General features: G+C 55.6%; 12 protein-coding genes. 6 read left to right on the top strand and 6 right to left on the bottom strand.

The window, feature by feature from the left end; all coding sequences use genetic code 11:
* Positions 1-1,727: ferrous iron transporter B (locus CGZ80_RS12050; RefSeq protein WP_143543890.1), on the top strand; the 1,727-nt coding region annotated here is incomplete at its 5' end.
* On the opposite strand, the gene CGZ80_RS12045 is transcribed toward CGZ80_RS12050, so the two are convergent.
* The 5 genes from CGZ80_RS12045 to CGZ80_RS12025 all read right to left on the bottom strand — a co-directional run bounded on the left by CGZ80_RS12045 (position 1,728) and on the right by CGZ80_RS12025 (position 9,878).
* Positions 1,728-2,837, bottom strand: coding sequence for an HD-GYP domain-containing protein (locus tag CGZ80_RS12045; RefSeq protein WP_158249842.1), 1,110 nt, complete (start codon positions 2,835-2,837; stop codon positions 1,728-1,730). It lies immediately after the preceding gene.
* 303 nt (positions 2,838-3,140) lie between these two features.
* Positions 3,141-5,312 carry an efflux RND transporter periplasmic adaptor subunit gene (locus tag CGZ80_RS12040; RefSeq protein WP_094414662.1) on the bottom strand — a complete coding sequence of 724 codons (2,172 nt, stop codon included), beginning with the start codon at positions 5,310-5,312 and terminating at the stop codon, positions 3,141-3,143.
* A 4-nt stretch (positions 5,313-5,316) separates the two neighbouring features.
* Positions 5,317-7,209: an efflux RND transporter periplasmic adaptor subunit gene (locus CGZ80_RS12035; RefSeq protein WP_233148379.1), complete on the bottom strand. Its 1,893-nt coding sequence runs from the start codon at positions 7,207-7,209 to the stop codon at positions 5,317-5,319.
* Between the two features lie 6 nt (positions 7,210-7,215).
* Positions 7,216-8,067 carry an efflux RND transporter periplasmic adaptor subunit gene (locus tag CGZ80_RS12030; RefSeq protein ID WP_094414658.1) on the bottom strand — a complete coding sequence of 284 codons (852 nt, stop codon included), beginning with the start codon at positions 8,065-8,067 and terminating at the stop codon, positions 7,216-7,218.
* A 92-nt stretch (positions 8,068-8,159) separates the two neighbouring features.
* Positions 8,160-9,878, bottom strand: coding sequence for a TolC family protein (locus CGZ80_RS12025; protein WP_094414656.1), 1,719 nt, complete (start codon positions 9,876-9,878; stop codon positions 8,160-8,162).
* A gap of 331 nt (positions 9,879-10,209) precedes the next feature.
* On the opposite strand from CGZ80_RS12025, the gene CGZ80_RS28985 reads away from it, so the two are divergent.
* The 4 genes from CGZ80_RS28985 to CGZ80_RS12010 all read left to right on the top strand — a co-directional run bounded on the left by CGZ80_RS28985 (position 10,210) and on the right by CGZ80_RS12010 (position 19,256).
* Positions 10,210-10,332, top strand: coding sequence for a hypothetical protein (locus tag CGZ80_RS28985; RefSeq protein WP_255407707.1), 123 nt, complete (start codon positions 10,210-10,212; stop codon positions 10,330-10,332).
* 44 nt (positions 10,333-10,376) lie between these two features.
* Positions 10,377-15,851 carry a DUF4347 domain-containing protein gene (locus tag CGZ80_RS12020; protein WP_158222671.1) on the top strand — a complete coding sequence of 1,825 codons (5,475 nt, stop codon included), beginning with the start codon at positions 10,377-10,379 and terminating at the stop codon, positions 15,849-15,851.
* Positions 15,848-18,832 carry an ATP-binding protein gene (locus CGZ80_RS12015; RefSeq protein ID WP_094414652.1) on the top strand — a complete coding sequence of 995 codons (2,985 nt, stop codon included), beginning with the start codon at positions 15,848-15,850 and terminating at the stop codon, positions 18,830-18,832. Before CGZ80_RS12020 ends, CGZ80_RS12015 begins: the two co-directional genes overlap by 4 nt.
* A gap of 166 nt (positions 18,833-18,998) precedes the next feature.
* On the top strand, positions 18,999-19,256 hold the full coding sequence (locus CGZ80_RS12010; RefSeq protein WP_094414650.1) for a DUF4404 family protein: 258 nt from the start codon (positions 18,999-19,001) through the stop codon (positions 19,254-19,256).
* A gap of 117 nt (positions 19,257-19,373) precedes the next feature.
* On the opposite strand, the gene CGZ80_RS12005 is transcribed toward CGZ80_RS12010, so the two are convergent.
* The gene (locus CGZ80_RS12005; protein ID WP_233148378.1) at positions 19,374-20,591 is read right to left on the bottom strand and encodes a TIGR03000 domain-containing protein; all 1,218 of its coding nucleotides are present in this window, start codon (positions 20,589-20,591) and stop codon (positions 19,374-19,376) included.
* 498 nt (positions 20,592-21,089) lie between these two features.
* Here CGZ80_RS12005 and trpS point away from each other — a divergent pair, with 498 nt between their 5' ends.
* On the top strand, positions 21,090-22,070 hold the full coding sequence (trpS, locus tag CGZ80_RS12000; RefSeq protein WP_094414668.1) for a tryptophan--tRNA ligase: 981 nt from the start codon (positions 21,090-21,092) through the stop codon (positions 22,068-22,070).
* Positions 22,071-22,300: the final 230 nt, after the last annotated feature.

Below are 22,300 nucleotides of genomic sequence, written 5' to 3'. Positions count from 1 at the left end.
CGAGGACGAGCGTTCGCGACAGGTTCGTCGCGGTCAATTTGATCGATTCGGCCGAAGCGAATGGAACGCAGATCGACTTCGATGCTTTGCGTCAGAAGCTCGATTGCCCCGTGATCCCGGTCAGCGCTCGCAAGGGACGCGGACTGGCGGAACTTCGCGAAGCGATTTACGAGCTGACACAGCCTGAGCAGAAACCGTTGCCCATCTCGCGTGGTTCATGCGTTGCGGGATGCCAAGGCTGTCCGTTCTCGGCGCGTTTCCAGTGGGCCGATGACGTTACCAATCAGTCCGTTCGCCAAGGCACTCGTGGGCAGGTTCAACTCGCTTGGCTGGATCGTTGGCTGACTTCGCCGGCGCTCGGCTTATTCGCCCTGTTGGCGGTGATGTTGGGCGTGTTCTTCTTGATCTTTTCATTGGCCGGGTTGCCGATGGACGTGATCGAGTCGGTGTTCGGTATGGTTGGCGAATGGGCTGACCAAGCCTTGCCGACCGACAACTCCAACGCCGTGTTGTATTACCCGCTAGCGATTGGCGGAACACTCGCACTCTTTGCGCTCGCCTATTGGCTGAACGAGACCAAGTGGAACAAGTGGTCGGCATCGATTGCGGTTGCCGTAGCGTTGCTTGTCGCGGTGTTGCCGGTTGATGACTTTCGCAGTTTGGTCATTGATGGTGTGATCGGCGGTACGGCGGGAGTCGTCGTGTTCTTGCCGCAAATCTGTATCTTGTTCTTCGTGATCACACTGCTGGAAGATTCCGGCTACATGGCTCGCGGTGCCTTTGTGATGGAACGCGTCATGCGACGTGTCGGATTGCCTGGCAAAGCGTTCGTACCGATGCTGTCGGCGCATGCTTGCGCGATCCCAGGCATCATGGCTGCTCGCACGATTGAAAATTGGCGTGACCGCTTGGTGACGATTTTGGTACTGCCGCTATTGACCTGTTCGGCACGTTTGCCGGTCTATGTGATGGTCACGGCGCTCTTATTTGGCGATGACCCAATGAGGGCATCGGTTTTGTTTGCGGCTGCATATCTGCTGGGAATCACGGCGGCCTTGTCGTCGGCGTTTTTGCTGAAGAAAACGATCGTTCCCGGTGAAGCGGCACCGTTGGTGTTGGAACTGCCGAACTATCGCTTGCCAAGTTTACGCAACGCATTGTTGACGACGCTGGACCGAGCCATCGTGTTCTTGCGGCAAGCCGGAACGATCATCCTCTTGATCTCCGTCGTGCTGTGGGGGTTGGCGACCTATCCCAAGATGCCTGAAAGCGAAATGCCGGCGGACGAGATGCAGCAAGCCGCCGCACAGCTTGAATATTCGATTGCCGGTCGTGTTGGAAAAGTGATCGAGCCGGTCTTCGCCCCACTCGGTTTCGATTGGAAAATCGATGTGGGGATCGTTACCTCGTTTGCCGCACGAGAAGTCGTCGTTTCGACACTTTCGATCGTGTACGGACTGGGCGAAGAAGGTGCCGAAGATGGCGGCCTGATCGAAACATTGCGGCGTCAAACGAAGCCTGACGGTACTCCGGTCTTTACGACCGCAACCAGTATCAGTTTGTTGGTGTTCTTCGTGCTCGCGATGCAGTGTTTGCCAACACAAGTCGTCACCAAACGCGAGACAGGCAGTTGGAAGTGGGCCGGTTTCCAGTTCGGGTTTATGACGTTGTTAGCTTATGGCGGTTCGCTGATCGCCTACCAAACGCTAACCGCGATGGGCTATTGATTATTTGTCGGCCAAGCTGACGACGATGTCTGTGATTTCGTCGATGGCGGCCAAGAATGCATCGAGGACTTTGGGATCGAAGTGTTTGCCACGTTCGGCACGCATGATCTCGATGCACTTTTCAAACGGCATCGCGTCCTTGTAGCAACGTTTGCTGCTTAGTGCGTCGAATACGTCGGCGACTGCTGTGATCCGTCCGACCAAAGGAATCTCGTCACCGGCAAGGCCGTCCGGATAGCCCGACCCGTCCCAACGCTCGTGGTGTGTTCTCGCGATCACGGCGGCAATGCGAAGCACCGGTGATCGAGTGGTAATGCCATGTTGCCGTAGCAGATTGCGCCCGCGTTCGGCTGGTTGTGCCTTTAGGATTCGTTCGCCGTATTCACAGTGACGTTTCATCATCTGGAATTCTTCTTCGGATAGCTTGCCCGGCTTCAGCAAAATCGAATCGGCGATTCCGATTTTGCCTGCGTCATGCAAGATCGCGGCTAACTCGATCAACTTGGCGTCTGATTCGGCGCAGCCGAGTTGTCGTGCGATCAATCCGGCAAAACGACCGACGCGGATCACGTGGTTCCCCGTTTCGCGGTCACGGTATTCGGCCGCACAGGCGAGCACATGGATGACTTCTTCACGGGACTGAACAAGGTCCATTGTCCGCTGCGCAACTTCAGCTTCCAAACGCTTGGAGTAAGCCACCATTTGGTCGTGGTGTTCTTTGACCACGAGCGCATTGCGAACACGAGGAAGCAACTCGGTCGGTTTGACGGGCTTGTGCAAAAAGTCTGTCGCACCAAGTTCAAGCGCTTCGATCTTCGTCTGTTCTTCCGTCGATGCGGTCACGATCAGGACCGGCAGATGCGAGATGCTTGAATCCGATCGAACCTGTTCCAGAATCTCCAATCCGGAAACGTGCGGCATCATCACGTCGAGAATGATAATGTCGGGGCATTGCCGATGAACGAGGTCAAGCGCCTCGCGGGAATCCGTGCTGGTGATGAATTCGCTGTAGCCGGAACTCTTGAGAAACTTTTGGATCAGTTTGATGTTGATCGGCTCGTCATCAACAATCATCACCCGCCCGGTTTTCACTTCCGGGCCTGTCTTCACTTCTGCCCTTGGACCTCTCAATCCGCCCGCACCGGTAGCCTGACCGACCACGACGGTTGACGAAGTATGATTTGGCGAAGGAGGGCTGGAAATGTTCATCCGGAAATCTGAAAACTTTGCTTCGGTCACCGAAAAATCGGAGATCAAAGAAATCTATGTCACGGCTATGCCATCGCAGAAATTTGGAGGTTTGTCGTCGTTTTATGTGACGCAGTTCACTTCGAATTGACGCACAATCGTCAAATTTGACCTAAGTCGATGTGCGGTTTTGCACCACCCTCCCCTCGGAGGATGATGTTGTCTTTAGTCCGTAGAGGTTCTCCAGGCGGATTCCGCGTGCCGCCAGATCAGATCGGCGAAGGACTCCGAATTGTCACCGACCGAAAGCAAGCCCCGGTGTCCTGCGAGAAGCTTTTTGGCGTCTTCGGCTGACAAACGTATGACCGCTTCGAAATGCGGCTCGACCAAACGGCTGGAAACACCCTCGTCCGTGTCGGCGTCATTCAGGCGGACCGAAAGCGGACCATCGTTGGTCGACAGCAACGCGTCGTACGGACAGGTTTCCGAAGCTCGGGGTTGGATCCGTGCCAGGATACCTTGTGATGTCGATTGACCCTCGATTCGAAATCGCACTGCTTGTTGCATTCGTTCCAGCAGAGGTTTCAACACGGTATGCGGCACCATCGCGCGAAGTTCTTTGTTGCCGTCGCGGCTGACAACCAACAGTTCGTCGCCTTCCCGGACATACGTGCCGAGCTTGCGTTCAATCTGTCGCGCCACGATCGTGCCGTCGTGTGGGGCATGGATTTGCAAGGCTTCGATTTGTTCGCGTACGCTCTGTTCCTGTTCGACCAACGCGTCGCATCTCGCCGATTCGGCTTGTGATGCCGCATGCTCGTTTTGCAACATCAGACGACGAACCTCCAGTTCGGCTTTCTCGATTTCGATCGCCAATTTTTCCGCTTCGGAGACCAGGGTTGGGTTGCGAAGCGAGATCAACAAGTCGCCACGTTTGACCTTGGTCCCCGAAGTGACGTGAATGCTATTGACGAATCCATTCGCGTCGCTGCGAAGGACATCGTTGGCGACATACTGAACGATCGCCGGTGCCGTCAGAGGCAGCGGTGAGTGCCCCACACACAGGACGATTGCGAGGCACGTGATACCGCACAACATGATCGTCGCACAGCGTCGTCGCTGCGATCGGGAACGGTCGAAGAATTGACGGAAGCGATGTGCCATCGGAACTGCAATCCAGGCGAACATCCCAGCCGCCGCGATGACGATACCTGCACCATGAAACAGTTTTGCGGCAGCGATCAGAAGCAGCACGCAGATCAATTGTTTCCAGATTGCCGAAGCGATCCCATAGATTGTGATGAGACACCGCATCGCAAACGACATTTCGATTTGCGAAACTGAGTCGCCATAGAAAACACGACGCGCGATCCGAGAAAGCTGTTTTTGTGAGTCACCATACAAGTCTGTCCAACCCATTGCGTCTGCCAATGCATAGTACCCGTCAAATCGCATCAACGGATTCGCATTAAACAGCAAGGTCATCACACTTGCGGACAAGGCAACTGAATAGCACCAGTAACGTATCATCGGATCATTGGTCATCGACCAAGCGATGATGGCGATCGCGGCGGTGACCAATTCGACGTACATCCCTGCCAAGGCAACATGGACGCGCTGCCAGCGCGAGCGAAATCCCCAGACCGCCGAAACATCCACGTAGGGCAAGGGGGCGAACAAGATGAACAAAACACCGAGCTGACCGACACGCCCGCCATATCGCTTGCAAACGATCGCGTGTCCGAACTCGTGCAGAATCTTCAGGGCGATTGTGACCGCAAATAAAATCGCCGCACCTGATTGCGAAAGTACGAGCTCATTCGAACGCAGCAATGCCGGCCAGTTGCAGCCGGCGATCAGCAGTGCCAGCAGCATCAACAGCAAACCGATCAGCGTCCCTTTCACTGAGAACAAAAAGCCGCACCAGCGGTTGGCGATGGTAGCGACCGCGTCCAGCTGAAAAAGCGATCGCTTCATCGACAGTGGGTTGGAACGTTCTTTCGCTCGGCGAACCTTTCGATCGGACTTCGATTTCAAGAGTCGCGATGCGTGCTTCGAATTGACTGTGTGCGCCAGTTCGTTGGTGACCATCCAGCGGCAAAGCTCACTTGCATCGTTCAGCTTCAGTGGCTGGCCGGGTTCCAGCAGTGAAAACTCCGAAAAGGCTTCCGCCAATGTCTTTCGCCCGTCCAAAAGTCTGACGAATGCATACTCGTTTCGCCCCAGACGAAAGTGTTTCGCCGAGACCGGATCCTCCATGATGACACACGTGCCGGTCGCACTTTGTTCCACCGAGGTGATCAGGTCATGGCGAATCGTCACCACAACCGTACTTTCATCGCTCGCAAAATGGACGAGGTCGGTGTCTTCCGGCGAAGGTTGGTTCAGTCGACTCATTTGGTTACCACACCCAACGTGTCAACACTTCGTAGGGTCGGTGAAAGAGAATCCAACCCATTGCGCGGCGCCCGCAATCGACCGAGACCGTGCCGGTCATGCCGGGCCGTAATTCGACATGCGATTGCGGAATCGGGCACTCCCCGATGAAGACGTTTTCTGAGTTGCGAATCTCACTTTGTGGGCTAATCGTTTGGACCTGACTTTCCCAGCCTTCTTCGCTGATCGCATCCAGACGAATCTGCGTGACTGCACCGAGATCGACATGCATGACTTGATGTTCGGCGATCGAAAACTCCAACATCATGTTTTCCAACGGTGCGATTTCGAACAGGGTGTCGCCCGTTTGCAAGGGGACACCTTGACTGCGTTGATGGTCGCCGGCGACAACGATCCCATCAATCGGGCTGCAAACCTGAAGTTCGTCGAGTCGATCTTCCAGCAGCCGGATTTCGACCATCGCTTTTTGCATGTCAAGTTCCGCGATGCGTTGCTTCGCAAAGTCGCGGACCGCTTGCGCTGCGTCCTTGGTCTTTTGAGCCTTTTGGTATTCCGCACGCAGTGACTCGAGTTGCCAGTGCAGCTGCCGATCCTCGAGTACCGCCAACACTTGGCCCTGCCGCACATGATCGCCAGGTTGAACTTCACAGCGAAGCAACGTTGCGTCAAATGGTGTTGCCACAAAACGTCTGACCACCGGTTCGACGACGGCCGGACAGGTCTCGCGATGTGTGTATGGAAGAAACATTGACGCGGCAAGGGTCAATACCGCAATCGCGGTGCAGAGGCCACGTCGTGTCGTTAGCGAGCGGATGGTCCGTCGCAAGATCGTGCGACGCGGACGCTGTTCAATCGCTCGGAAGACAGCGGAGAACGCTGGCGCGGATGCAGACAGAAAGTGCTGCGGTGATTTGCAATCGGCATTCGGTTTGACAGTGCCGAGAATGACGGCGGAGGCGCCGGCGTCTACAGCAGAGCCTGATTCATCCGCGAAAGGAGTGATGACGCACGTGTCGCCCAGTAATTGCGAGACTCGTTGCTGTGTCTCCTGATTCCCGTTGTGATCGGGGCTGATGACCAGCGGCCGGTTCAGCAGCAATGCCTCGTCAAAGGCTTTTTGGATTGCGGTGTATTGTGCGCCTCCAATTTCAATGTTAGCGACATCACTCGCCGCCAGAATTTCACACTGCGCTGTTGGCTTTCGTTTGCGTCCAATGATCACACGTTTGAAATCGCAGTGGCGTTCCAAATCACTGGCGATCACTTGTGCGGCGTCCTCGATACTGGATGCCTTGAGTGCGCTGACGGCGATTTCATTGATTGCCGCCGCAGCTTCTGCGACTTGCTGAGTGTGTAAGAGCGTTTGTTGAAGACGTCGTTGACCGAACTGGCTTGCGATCGCCATACCTTTCAACAGCGTGTTCTCCGCATCGCGGTCTCCGACGCAGAGGAATCCCAGCACGGGGCAGTCCGCAGAATCGGGCTGAACGGGGATCGCATAGAAGTCGCAGTCGCGTGAAAGTTCTTTGCGATGTCTCGGTTGCTGGTCTTCGGCGACCTGTTTGCAAGTCGTACAAAGCTGCCGGAAATGGCGGCCGGTCGTTTCGAACGACGAAGATTCTCGCAGGACCGTGATCGCAGGTTCGGCGTCTTTCGAATCGGCGTGGTAAAGCACCACCACGGCACAATCGATCGTGTGTCGTTCGAGCAATCCGAGCACGCCTTCGGCCCAAACTGGAGCAGCACAATGCGGGAGCGAGGCCTCGGGATTCGAAACGCTTTGTGTACTCGGAACGTCCCGTGGAGAATTGACCCATGGGATCGATTCGTTCGTCGGGGTGGCGTTTCCCAGGCCGTTCACAACCCCTGCGCCCACAAAATCTGTGCGAGTGCCCAACAGAAATCAGTCTCCCAACGAAATCGAACAGCGTTCCCCGCTGCGAAGTTGGCCATCGGAGTTGTCGACGACCACTTGCACCAAAACGGTCCCGCTTTCTGCATTCGTGATGGGGGAGATGAAGTACACCGCTCCTTTTACTTTTCGATTCGAATCGGTGAAGCGAACGTCGATGGCTTGATCGATTTTCAACGTCGATACCTGCGAAGGCATCAACGCAAAGTTGGCAAGCAAGCGGTCAAGCTGGACCAGGGTCAGAACTTGAGGTTGGTTGGGAGCGACGAACTCGCCCTGTTCTCGGAGCAGTTCCGTCACCACGCCATCGCAGGGGGCACGCAACGTTCGACGGGCAAGCTGCGTCGCCAATCGTTCGTATTCCAGTCGCCGGGTTTCGAGTTCTTCTTCGACCGCGGTCAAATTGGCGATCGCGACTTTGTATTCGTTTTCGGTGCGGACGACTTCGGCGACACGCGCATGGCCTGATTCGTTCAGCTCACGAATCTTTTGCAGACGAAGCTGTGTCAGCTCGAGTTCCGCTTCGGCAGCTTGTTGACGTCCGTTGACTGTCATTTGCTGTTTCGCGATCGCCAATTGGGCTTCATGCATGTCGCTCTTCAATCGCATGATCGGGTCGCCTTCGCGAACCGAATCACCTTGCCGCAACATCAGCGATTCGACCACTCCCGTTTCGTCGGAAGCGACCTCGACAATCCGAAACGGCTCGGAATAGCCTTCGACCTCGCTGGCGTCGCTCTTTGTGGTGGTCGCGGCAAAGACCAGCACCAACAATACGTGATGCCAACTCCACGCCGAACGCGAGCAAGAAAAGTGGGGTTGGCTACGTCGCAAGTCGTACATGCTGGGGCCCGGATCTCGGTTGACCTAATCGTCGCTGGCTTCGGTGGAGCAAAATCAGCCAAACCCTAGGTCACAGATGTCTTCCCCAGTCCTTAAAACGGCTCGGGTGCGTCAGGTTGTCGATCAGTTGACGTCTGAATTTCCAGAAGAGTTCCGGTTGCACGTTTCATGCGGATTGTGCTGAGGACGTAGTCGACTTGTGCATTGGCCAACGCGACCTCCTCGTTCAGCAATCGGTCCTGAGCGTCAAGCAAATCATCCAGCATGGCGTTGGCCGAGTAGCCTTCACCGGGGAGCTCACGCCACCGATTCGAGACCAGATCGACGTACTGTGCGGACGATTGCATCGCCATATACCGGGCAGTCAACTCGCGATAACTCGTATCGACTTCACGAACCGCACTGGCGACCTCTGTTTCCAGTTTGGCGATTGTTTCATTCAGGCGACTGCTCAGCTGTCGAATCTGTGCTTGTCGGCGGCGAACATCAGCGCAGGCGGCACGGCGGCCGACCGGGACTTCAAAATTCAGACCTGCGGCGTAGCTGGGTTCACCACGACTGAACTGATCCAACCATGAACCACTCACGTCATAGCGACCGCGCAAACCGCTCATGTACGTTTCCAGAACCAAATCCAAGGCCGGTAGCAATTCGTTGCGAGCGATATTCAGTCGCACACGGGCGCTGTCCAGTTCGTAACCGAGTTCGACAATTTCGTTGCGGCTTTGCAGCGCGGTCACGATTGCGTCTTCCATTCGAACAGGCAACAGGTCATGTGAAGGAGGCACAATCGGGATGATTTCGATGGTTCGGTCGGAAGTTAGCAACGGCGAATTGACCAGCATTCGCAATTGATCTTCCGCGTTTCGAATCGACGTCGCGGCACGCGATAGTTCAGCACTGCGCGACGCGATCGCCGATTCCGCACGTTTGATTTGACTGAGCATCGAATCCAATCCACGCCGTTCAACCAGCCACTTGTGAATTGAACTGGCTTGTTGCAAGTGACGGATTCGCAGCAACATCGACACTCGTTGGTAATACAGATTCCACATCGCTTCCTGGATCGCGAGCAGATGATTCTGTATTCCGACGGTGGTTTGTTGTTGGCTGATGTTGGTGTCGAGGTTGGCCAGCACAATCAAGCTGCGATTGATTGCGGTCCCCGATCCCTTCATCAGGGGTTGATTGAAACTCAGCGTTAGACGCGAATTGCCTTGCTGTTGAGGGGTAAAGAATTGCGAATTGCTGTCCAACAGTCCGAACCGCTGGCCGACTTCGAACTGACCGCCAGCTTGTGTTTTTCGACGCAAACCGCCATTGACTCGGAAGTCTTCTTCACGGAGTCGTGGCACGCCCGATCCCGCGTCGAGCGTGCTGCCGGTGGGAACGCTGGTGCGGACAAACTTGCTTTCGACAAACGAAGTGGGATCGAATTCGGCAGCAGCACGCGTGATCCCCGTATTCGCAATCGTCACGTCTTCACGCAGTGCCGCGATGCGGAAGCTGTGCCGGAGCGCTTCTAAAATCAACGTGTCGCCATCGACCTGGACCGTGTTCTCTGACAAATGCAACGGAATCGTCGCGATCCCTTGCCACCAAGGCTGGTAATCTGCTGGCAGTCCCAGAGTTTGCTGGGGGTGCTGGAAATAGCTTCTGACGGCGTCCGTGTCGACGTTCAGCGAAGACGTGGGGGCCAGCGAATTGACAGCCGCGGGATTGGTTGTTGGCGGTTGTGTCTGAGTGCTGGGCTGTGTACGAGTGCTGGGCAAGCGTTTTGGCGGCGAAGCCCCGTTCGGTTCTGGCGGCAACGCTAAGGTATCGTCCTGCTGAACGAGCGTCGAAAATTCACTCTTCCTAGTCGTGTCTGGTGAAGCGGGGCCATCAGAGACAAGTTCCGCCTCGAAGACCCAAGAGGGCGGCCGGGAGTGTGTTTGCGCATGCCCGATCGATACAGGTGACACGAAGGCCACAAGCGTCAAAATCGTGATAGTAGACCGGGCAAACACGTCGCGAATCCTTCCCTGGAAAGACGCCTCTTGTTGAGCGGTGGCCGTCGCCAACGCCCTGGAATCATCGGTACACCTCCATGCTTCGCAGGCGGAAAACTCTCCCGTCTCCTGTGGGGATTCATAATCGGCGATGCAATGTCGTTTGAGTTCGTATGCATTGACCAGTCGTACCAACCTGCTCAACCGGACCGATCGCTTTGCTCCCTACCTTGTGAACGGCGTCAAAGGCCGAATTCGATTGAAACTGACCTAAGTTTCAGCGATTGCGAATTTTCTTTCCTAATCGAATCGTTCGAAATGTTCTGGTCCAGAAAACAGTCCCCAATATTGCACCGCGCGACAACGCTCGATGTTGCCGAACTCAGCCCTCGGCTGTTGTTCAGTGCGACCCCGGTCGCCCCGGCGGTGGTGGACGATCCAACGGCGGGGATCGAAGTCGTCGTGACCGAACCGACAACGATCGATACATCCGATTCAAACGGAACCAGTGCCGCCCCGGATACCTCGTCGGCGGACTCTCAAACACAATCGGATGCGGCCGCCGAGAAACAGCGTCTGGAATTGGTCTTTGTCGACGCATCTGTCGACGACTATCAAACGTTACTTGCCGACATCGGAACGTCAGACGCCACGACCGAATTGCAAATCTATTTGCTCGATCCGTCACGAGATGGTGTCGAACAGATCAGCGAGATTTTGGAAGGCTATCAAGACGTCGATGCGGTTCACCTGCTCTCGCACGGCAACGATGGCAAGTTGATCCTAGGCGACAGTGTCCTCGACCAATACAGTCTCGATGGCTATGCGGGACAACTGGCCAGTTGGCGTTCGGCACTTTCAGAACAAGCTGACCTATTGATCTATGGCTGTGAACTAGCTGAAACGGAATCGGGCAGAACGATGCTCGAAGCGATCGCGGAATTGACCGGCGCGGACTTGGCGGCATCCACTGACGATACCGGCGCGGCATCACTTGGTGGCGACTGGGACCTGGAATACGTCATCGGGCAAACGGAAACACACGGACTTTCAACTCGCTTCGCGAACGCATCGTGGGCGGGGTTGTTGGCGACACCGGAGATCGATTCCACCGGCGAACTTCGTGTCTATAGCAGCTCAGGACAAGACCAAGAGCTACAAACGCCCCATCAATCGGTCGCCGTCGATGGCTATGGAAATTCCGTTGTCGTATGGGTCGACAAGAACCCGTCGAATAACGGATCGGACATTTTCTTTCAACGCTTTGATGCCGACGGGAATTTTCTCGGCGCTCGCACTCGCATCAGTGCGAACGATGTCGGGGACCAAAGTGATCCCGTGGTAACGATGGATACATCGGGCCGATTCGCGATCGCATGGGTTTCAGCGGATAGCGATGGCACAGGTATCTTTGTGCGTCGGTTCGATGCATCTGGCAATGCAACCGACATCAACGATATCAAGGTCAATACCTTTCAGGAATCTGGGAATCAACATGGCGTAAGCATCGCGAGCAATGACAACAACCAGATCGTAATCGCCTGGGAAAGCGATGGGCCGAGTGAAGGGATCTATGCACGGACGTTCGACTTTACGTCCACACCAACTCTTGATCAGATCGCAACTTCCTTGGTCACAATCGACAGCGATGCAGATGCGACCAATGTGGCTGTCGATATCAATCAGGCCGGACGCTATGCCGTCGTGTGGAATGATTCAAGTGACATGTGGGGAACTCGCTATGACTTCGGTTCGATGTCGGCCGTTGAAGCGAAGCGAAATCTTGATGCTGGTTTAGGGGTACGTCACCAAGCAGTCGTTAGCATGTTGTCGAACAACGACTATGTGATTGCTTATCGGTCAGAAGCCCTGCTTTCGCAAGGCGTTTGGCTTCGGGTCATCCCCGATTCGGGAGCACTGCCGACGCCCGTTCAAGTGACATCCAATAGCAATGCGGAATTGCCGTCGATCAGTTCCGATGCGAGCAACCGCATTGTCGTGGCGTATCAAAGGCCCGATGGAGACGGAACCGGTATCTACTTCCAAGCATTTAGTTCATCGGGATCAAAGATCGGTACCGAGCAATCTGTCAGCATTTCGACAACCGGTGATCAAGAAAATGCTTCGGTAGCAATCCATGATGTCAACAATGTCGTGGTCGTATGGAGCGGCGAAGGTGATCAAACATCGAATAGTGATTCTCAAGGCGTCTTCCTCCGCCAATTCGGGAACCTCAATCATGATCCGACCGCTGATTTGAGTGCCGGTGCACCCTATACGATTGCCGAAGGCGACAGTTTGACCGTCAACGGGTCGAACTCGACAGATTCCGATGGGGACACGCTGACCTATGCGTGGGACTTGGACAACGACGGAGTCTTTGGCGAAACGGGTGAGCCAACCACAGCGATCGCGACGATTTCTTGGGCGACCCTGCAAAGCTTTGGAATCGATGACGACGGAACCTACACCATTGGTCTTCAAGTTGATGACGGAAAGGGCGGCGTCGCGACGCAAACGGCAACCGTAACGGTTAATAATACCGCTCCGGTCGTGACCGCCACTGGAGCGTCGAGTGTGTTGCAAGGCAATGCCTACACACTCAATCTTTCTGCCGTCGATCCCGGTGACGATACCGTCAGCAGTTGGCGTGTCGATTGGGGCGACGGAACAATTACGGTTTACTCGGGAGCGTCAACGACAGTGACGCACACCTATGCGGTCGAAGGACTGACGCACAACATTTTGGTCAGCGCAACAGACGAAGACGGGTTGTGGTACCAAGGCGACGTGTTTGTCGGTGGCGAAGCATCCAATCCGATCACGCGGTACGACGCCTTGACGGGGACATTCGAAACATCGTTCGGCGGAATGGTCTCGCTTGATCGCGCGACCGATATGGTGATCGGCAAAGATGGATTGCTGTATGTCAGTGGCTGGGGCTCGGATAACGTTCAGCGTTTTAATCCAAACACCGGCGGCTGGGTCGACGAATTCGTCGCCTCCGGAAGCGGCGGACTGAATAACTCGGCGGGCTTGGCGTTTGGGCGTGACGGTAATCTTTATGTCGCCGACTATGATAACGACAGCGTGCTGCGATTCGACGCCAGCACCGGCAACTTCATCGATGTGTTTGTCGCCTCCGGCGCAGGTGGTCTCGATGGTGCCACTGACATTTGGTTCGGTAGCGATGGGAACCTTTATGTCGTCGGCAACAAGTCTGACAACATCTTGCGATTTGACGGATTGACCGGCGCCTACATCGATGAATTCGTCAGTGCCGGTTCCGGGGGCCTCGATAAACCTATCTCTGCCACGATCGGCGGCGATGGTCGGTTGTATGTCAGTTCCAACAACAATGACGAAGTGCTGCGGTTTGATGCGACAACGGGTGCGTTTGTCGATACCTTCGTCACTTCGGGCAGTGGAGGTCTGAATAAGCCGTGGATGTTGACGTTCGGACCTGACGGAAACCTTTACGTTACCAGCCAAGATTCCGATTCGGTGCTCCGCTATGACGCCACAGGGAGTTTTCTCGATTCCTTTTCCAGCGGAATGAACAATCCACGGTCGATCGTTTTTAGCCCTGTCGCACAGGTCACGGTGATTTCGTCGAATACCGCTCCGACAGCAACCAACACCACCCAGACGATCAACTACAACGAAGACGACTCAACCGTCGCGATCGGAGATATTGTTGTTTCAGATGCCGATGCCGGGGACCAAATCACCGCGAAGCTAACCATTAACTTGCCGGCGACCGGTTCACTCACGACGGGCACTTACGGATCTACGTCGAGCACCTACGATTCTTCGACAGGTGTTTGGCAAATCACCGGGTCGGTTGCCGAAGTCAATGCGGCATTGGCTGATGTTTCGTTTTCACCGACCGCCGACAACGATCAAGACTCACAGATCACCGTTCATATCGAGGACAGTACGGCTGACGGACCGGCAGACGGATTGATCCAATTGAACGTCACCGCGATCAACGACGCACCAGAATTAGATCTTGATGCCGATGATTCCAGCACCGCAACCGGCGGCGATTACCTGACAAGTTTTCTAGAAGCTGGCGGATCGGTTTTAATTACTGATGCAAGTGATGCGTTGGTCAGTGATGTTGACAATTCGACTTTGTCTTCGATCACGGTCACGATCACCAACCCGAGCGACGGTGCTCTGGAAACACTCGCAGCCGACACGACTGGTACGTCGATTTCTGCGAATTATGCGGCCGGAGTGCTGACACTCTCGGGGACCGATTCGGTGGCGAACTACCAACAGGTCTTACGAACGGTTCGCTACAACAACACTTCCAGTACACCGACCACCACCAATCGCTTGGTAACCTTTGTTGCCAATGATGGGACAGCTGACTCCGGCGCTGTTACCTCGACCATCCAGATCGGCGCCGTGAATGATGCGCCCGCGATTACCGTTCCCGGTGCACAAACGGCGAACGAAGACACGGTGCTAAACATCACTGGAATTTCGGTTTCCGATGCAGACCTCGGCTCTGGAATTATCGAAGTCACGTTTTCGGTGTCCAACGGAAAACTCCGGATCAATCCCTTGGTGGCATCCGGCGTGACCGCGACCGAAGTGTCAGGAAACAATTCGTCGACGGTCGTCGTCCGGTCGACGCTCAGCCAGTTGAACACGACGCTGTCTTCGACCGGAATCAACTATGTCGGTGCCTCAAACTACAACGGCAGTGATTTGCTGCAAATCACAGCGGATGATTCCGTTTCGACGACGACCGAAAACGTTGCCATCAACGTTCAGCCTGTCAACGATCCGCCGGTCGCCGTCAATGATCGTTTCCAAACGACGCAGAACTCTGTATTGACTGTCAATGGAAATGGGGTGCTGCAAAACGACTTCGATCTGGAAGGCAATTCGCTATCGGTTGTCCTAATCGACGGCCCCGCGTCAGGGTCACTGCAATTCAACTCCAACGGCAGTTTTACCTATCAGCCATCGAACACCACCAGCGGCTTGATCACGTTCACTTATGCCGCGTTCGATGGGACGAGCCAAAGTTCTCCAGCGACCGTGCAAATCTTTGTCTCGCTGCCGATCTTGCCACCGACGCTTCCGTCCGCTGACGCAGCCGTCGTGGGAGCTGAGCCGCCGTCAAGCGATACCGCTCTAGAACCTCCACAGGATTCCAGCGCGGACCAACCCGCACCGATCACGCTCGTCACCACACCCGCGGTGACGACTGGCACACCGACGACGAATAGCACACCACAGATTGTCGAATCCAAGGATGACGGATCATCGAACGACTTGTCGAGCGAAACGGTTTTAGTGTCGAGCGATGATGCCGGCGAAGTCGACGAGTATTCCGGCGCCGATCATGGCGGCGACTATGTCGCGCGTCGACGTCTGGCGATCCGCAACAGTTCGATTTCGATGGCCGCATCGGCCTGGGGCGAATTCGATAGCAAGATCGTTTGGGACGACTTGGATAAGGTGCAACAACAAATCAATCAGCCAACCGATGCCACCTTCGTGATGGCCGGTTCCTTTGCCGGATTCAGTAGCGCCCTGTCGGTCGGTTATGTCGTCTGGACCGTTCGCGGCGGATTGTTGGCGACAAGCTTGCTGGCCCATCTGCCGGCATGGAGCTTCGTCGACCCGCTGTTGGTGCTCAGCGACTTGGAAGGGCAAGAGGACGAGTCCGACGACGATTCGCTCGAAAATATCATCGATAAAAAACAGGCCGAACGCGATGCCGAACAAGGCAGCGATGAATCGGCAGAGGCGGGGGGAGTACACGAATGAAGTTTCTACGGCTACATGCCAGAACACGGATCACGCTTGGACTGATCTGTTTGTTGATGTCTGCGATTTCGACAGCGATGTTGCTCGGGATTGTTCCGGAACGACTGTCCGCGGTCCGCGAAGGTCGCGCCAAGCTTTGCGAAAACCTCGCTTGGGTCAGTTCCGAATACATGTCGCGCAACGAGATTCGTCGTCTGGACGCGATGCTCGAATCCGTCGTCAATCGAAACGACCAGCTTCTGTCTGCCGGAGTCCGCCGTTCGTCCGGAACGCTGATGTCGGAGTTCGGCAAACACACTGAAAACTGGCCCGTCGCCGAATCATCACGCTCGACCGACACACACATCCAAGTCCCGATACGTCGTGGCAAAGAAAAGTGGGGGACCGTCGAACTGTGCTTCGAACCGATTGTCGACAACAGCTGGCTGGGCACCATCATGGACCCTTGGATGCAGCTGACCGCGTTCGTTTCGGTTGCTTGCTTTGTGATGTTCCAGTTGTATCTGAAAAAGATGCTGTCGCATTTGGATCCATCGAAAACGGTTCCTCGACGCGTTCGCAACGCTCTCGACTCACTTGCCGAAGGGTTGTTGGTTTTGGATCGTCAAGGACGCGTCGTGCTCGCCAATCAGTCGTTCTCCGATTGGCTGGAACGGCCCAGCGAACAACTGCTGGGACAGAACGCGGACGAATTGGGTTGGAACCTTTCGAAGGTTGAAACAACGCCCTGGATGAAGGCTGTCAACGAAGAGGCTTTGGTCGCCGGTTCGATGATCGAATTGAACCTTCCCGATCGGCCGGCCCGCGTGTTGATCGCCAACGCGTCGCCGGTCCTTGGTCAAGAAGGCAAGTGTCGCGGCGTCCTGGTCAGTTTCGACGATGTCACGCAACTCGAAGAAACAAAACGAGACCTTTCGATCGCGAAACGAGAAGCGGACGACGCCAACCAAGCCAAGAGCGAATTTTTGGCACGCATGAGCCACGAAATTCGTACCCCAATGAACGCGATCTTGGGTTACACCGACGTCTTGCGACGTGGTTTTGATACCTCCAAAGGCGACCGCCAAGAGTACCTCGATACGATCCACGGCAGCGGCGAGCACCTGTTGGCATTGATCAACGACATTCTCGATTTGTCGAAGGTCGAGTCCGGGCAGATGGAACTCGAATCTGGGCCCTGCTCGCCACTGAAAATTATCAAGGACGTCGTCAACTTGTTGAAAAGCAAAGCAGACGAAAAGAACATCGAACTGAGGTTTAGTGGCGAAGGAAAACTTCCCAAAGAGATCCAAGGCGACAGCGTCCGTCTGCGTCAAGCGATCATGAACCTTGCCGGCAATGCGATCAAGTTCACCGACGAAGGAAGCGTCAGTGTTGTCGCGCGTGCCGTTCCTTCGGAAGTTCCCGGAGGACGCTGGTCACTTGCCATCGATGTGACAGATACCGGTATCGGAATTTCCGAAGAAGCTCAGGCGAAAGTCTTTGAGCCGTTCCAGCAAGCGGACACCTCGATCACACGTCGGTTCGGCGGTACCGGTTTGGGATTGGCGATCAGCAAGCAACTTGCCGAAGCGATGGGCGGACACATCACCCTGACCAGCGAACTCGGCAAAGGGACGACGTTTACGATCGAGTTTCCGATCGGCAAGGAAGACGATTTCCAATGGATCGACCCGGCCGTGGAAATCGGAAAACTCACCTCCGGCGCGGCCGTTCAGCAAGACGTCCAGCAATTGCCACCCTGCAACATTCTGGTCGCCGACGATGGTTCGCCCAACCGCAAACTGTTGCAGTTGGTCTTGGGAAAGGCCGGTGCAAATGTCATCGCCGTGGAGAACGGACAGCTCGCCGTCGACGAGGCCACCGATCGCATTTTCGATGTGATCTTGATGGACATGCAAATGCCTGTGATGGACGGATACACTGCGACACGCACCCTACGCGATTCGGGTTACACCGCGCCGATCTACGCCTTGACTGCCAACGCGATGCAAGGTGACCAAGAAAAGTGTTTCGCTGCCGGTTGCAGCGGCTTTCTTTCCAAACCAATCAAGATTGATTTGCTTTTGGCAACCATCGCGGAGGAACTCTCCAAACGCGATCCCGCGATGATCGCAGCCGCCTTCGAACCAATCGGTCAGCCGACGACCGACGTGTCGGAGCATGCTTCCGAGCCGATTCAGGAACGGTCGACATCGCCGCCAGCCGGCGAGACCATTCATTATGGAATGAACGATACCGTCTCCGCAGACGGTGGTGCCGAAAACGGCGGCTATGACTTTACCGATCAAAGCCCGATCGTTTGCGGCTATCCGCTCGACGATCCAGAGTTCTTGGAAATTGCCCAAGACTTCATCGGAGTCCTCCAGCAACGCTTACCGCGATTGCGAGAGCTGTTTGTCGCCGGAGATTGGCCGACTTTGGCACGTGAGGCACACTGGTTGAAAGGCGTCGGCGGTAGCGCCGGATTTGATCAGTTCACACAGCCGTCGTGTGACCTGCAACACGCTGCCGAGGCGGCTCGTGAGAGCGAATGTGACGGATTGATCCGCCAGTTGTATCATTTGGCTTCAAGGATCGATTTGGTCGGTTCCATCGTCCTGGTTCCACCACTGGATGTCTCGAATGAACCGCTGCAGGAATCAAGTGATGGGCAAATGCATCTTCCGGATCAGGAACCTGTCTTATCGACTTTGCTCGCGATTGACGAAGACTTTCGTGACATTGTGATCGAATTCGTCGATCACCTCGAAGCGAAGCTGGACGAGATGGAAGCAGCTCTGATCGTCGGTGATTGGACACAACTGGGCCGATTAGCACACTGGCTGCGCGGGACCGGTGGAAATACCGGGTTCAAGGAGTTCGTCCAGCCGACCCATGCCCTAGAACTGAAAGCAGCCGCACAGGACCGTGTCGCTTGTCAGGCGATCATCGCAGACATTCGCTCGGTCGCTAACCGGATCGCGATCCCCGTTCGTTGATTCATTTCGTCCGAGCTCGTGCCGCTGAAGTCTTTCGGTACGGGCGGGACTGTCGAAATCCAGTGGACGTGTATACTTGTGGAAGTGGGATGACCCGCCATTTGTACTCGATGCACCGCCGTTTCGTTTTCGGACTCGGTGCCATCTTCTCTACGAGCGTAAGGCAATGCGAAAAGATTTGGACGAAGCGTTAAGGCAGCTTCATTCGACTTTGGAATCGATTCAGGACCTCGAACCGGACGAGGCCGCACGATTGCGTCAGGCGGTCGATGAGATCGCGTCGACGTTGGATGAAAATGATGTCGATTCTGGATCGCTCGCCCGTTCGATGCAGGAGCAAACGGCTTCGTTTCAGGAGTCGCACCCGCAACTGACGATGACTGTCGGTCGGATCGCAGACATCTTGTCCCAAATGGGAATCTGATCAGAAGCCGTTCCGTTTGATACAGACAAACAAAAAACGCCCGGCCGAGTGAATCAGCCGGGCGTTCGTTATTGGTTGCCAATCGCTGGACGCAATTAACTCTGTCGCTGGACGCGATTAACGCTGTGCGACGTTGTTCTCGTCAAACTCGAAGTTCAGCTCGTTGGTCGTGCCGGCTTCGACATCGATCGTTTTCGAGCGGCTGATTTCTTGCCCAGCAACGTTCATCGTCACTCGAACGGTGTAGCCTGTCCAACGCTGTCCTGCTTCCAGCTGTGTGGTGCGGAACGTGCGAACGCTGCCCTTGCCGTTGGTGTCGTTTCCGGCCAAGTTGACAACCGCGTCAGCGGGAACGTGCAACTTCACAACCGTGACCAGTGGCTCGCTCGCAGGGGCGGTCGAAGCACTCATTTCTTCAGCCGGTTGGGCATCCACGGTCTGAGTTGCCGCGGGAGCTTCGAAAACCATTTGCTCGTTGTCACCAGGACGCAGTTTGACCTCACGGGTTTCGGTCTTGGATTCGCCTTCATGGTCGTAAGTGACCTTGACCACGTAGGTGTAAAGGTAACCTTCTTTCAGACCGCGAGACATGAATTTGCGGACGGAACCTTCGCTGGTGGTTTCATGTCCGTTGACCAGGACGGTAGCCGAATCCGAGGGAACGGCGACGACCAACAAAGCGGCGTCATCGTCCAAGGCTGGCTTTTCCGCCGTGTAGGTGTCTTCGCTCGACGCTTCTGGGCTCTCCACTTCAGAAGCGGATTGCACAACACTTTTGCCCGGAGTGGCGTATTTGCGGTAAGAGGTTTCGATCGACGAGGATTCGTATCCGTCGGTCGAACCGTAGTAGCTCATCGGGACGCTGTGCGAACCGGCCGAAACCTGATGGACGCCACCGCTGCTGCCACCGGAGCTTCCGCCGCTGCTCGCTTGCGGGATGTATTGAATCGCAACACCACCGCTGCTGCCGCCCGACGAACCGCCGCTGCTGCCACCGGAGGATGCTCCGTAGTACGCGTGGCGTGCCGCGTGACGTTCGTGGATACGTGCTGCCAAGCGACGAAGGGGACCGACACGACCGACCGAAACGCCGCCACTGCTAGCGTATCCAGCGGTGTAACCGCCAGAAGAGCCGTAGCCGCCGGACGAACCATATCCGCCGGAAGATCCATAGCCACCCGAGGAACCGAAGCTCACCCAACCACCACTGCTGCCGCCAGAGCTAGCGTAGCCGCCGGAGGAACCGCCTGACGAGCCTTGGGCATTCGCCAATTCAGTGAAGCCTGTCGCGGCGACCAACATCGCGAAACAGACCGAAAAACGAAAACGCGTCATTGTTGTATATTCCCTCCGATCCTACTGGTTGGTGATGCCGCACAATTCGGCTCCGATGCATCAGTAAGATAGCGGTCCCACCAAGCCGATCAAGCAGAACGGGCAAAATTTAGAGTTTGCGTAGACTTTAGGGGGCATGGGAAGCCTCGCAATCTGCGAGGACTTGCAGAACTGCGAAAAGGCTGTCGTTATCGAACAAAAAACTGTGGCAAAAACGGGAAAAAACGACGCCACATTTGACACGCGCACTCAGATTGATTGCTCCGGTCGGATCGGATCTCGCGACCACAATTGATTTCGCGCTGAAGGTCGCTGCTGTACGTTTGCGTTCACCCCTTCTTTAAATGCGACGCGTTATTCCCCACAATCACGCCTTCGCGCCAAGCCTCGGAAAGCGTTGTTGTTTGTCGTCAATAAAAGACGAAGACCATGCTGGCTGATGTCAAAACGCCATCCGCATCGTTCCCCTTTCAATTGTTACGTACCAAAGTTCATCTCATGGGCGAGTCCAAATCGAAACGTGTTCTCTCCGGCATCCAACCAACCGGGCGGCCTCACTGGGGAAACTACTTTGGCGCGATTCGGCAATACATCGATTTGCAGGAAGAGAACGACGGCTTTTACTTCATCGCCGACTTGCACGCATTGACCACCGTCCGCGACGCGGACCAACTGCGTGACAATGTGATCAACGTCGCGTTGGACCTGTTGGCACTGGGGTTGGATCCCGATCAAGCGACCTTGTTTGTTCAGTCTGATGTTCCCGAAGTCAGCGAGCTGTGCTGGATCCTGCTCAGCGGGACGCCGATGGGGTTGCTGCAGCGCTGCGTTGCGTACAAGGAAAAGGTCGAAAAGGGGATCGCGGCGGATGCGGGCCTGTTCACCTACCCGGTCCTGCAAGCCGCCGACATCTTGGCTTACGACAGCGAACTCGTCCCTGTCGGTGCCGACCAAGTGCAGCACATCGAAGTTTGCCGCGACATCGCCGGTCGATTCAATCACCAGTTCGGCGAGACGTTCGTTATGCCCAACGCCAACGTGCTGGACGATAGCGCGAAGGTGCCCGGCACCGATGGCGAAAAGATGAGCAAGAGCTACGACAACACTTTGCCGTTGTTTGGCGAAGTCAAAAAGATTCGTAAGCAGATCATGCGGATCACCACCGACAGCCGAGCGATGGAAGATCCCAAAGAGCCCGAGGGCGATCACCTTTACCAGCTCTTTTCGCTGTTCGCCGATCAGACTCAGCGCGACGAAATGGCCGCGATGTATCGACGTGGCGGGTTCGGTTATGGCGAAGTCAAAAAGGCGATCGCCGAAGCCAGCGAAGCGTACTTTGACGAAGCCCGTCAACGCCGAGCGGATTTGGAGCAAAACCTTGACTATGTCCGGGAAGTATTGGTCAAAGGTGCCGAGCGGGCACGGTCAGTTGCCGCCGAGGTGTTGCTGCGCACGCAGAAGGCGGCTGGGTTAAAATAGCGGCTCCCCATCGCGCCCGTCTTCTCGCCTTACGCGACGAAGCGGTCCCACGCGAACATCTCTGCCGCTTTCCGTGGCCGGTCCCCGCCGGCCTTCATTGATTTATGCCGATCATTGCTACGGGTTCCGAGATTGTCGAAACGGTTCGCATCGCCAAGATGATCGAAACGCACGGCGAACAGTTTCTCGAACGAGTCTACACGGCGGACGAGATCGAGTACTGTGTGCAA

The sequence above is a fragment of the Rhodopirellula sp. MGV genome (assembly GCF_002251265.1).
Lineage (GTDB): Bacteria > Planctomycetota > Planctomycetia > Pirellulales > Pirellulaceae > Stieleria > Stieleria baltica_A.
This window is presented reverse-complemented; position numbering and strand designations above follow the sequence as displayed.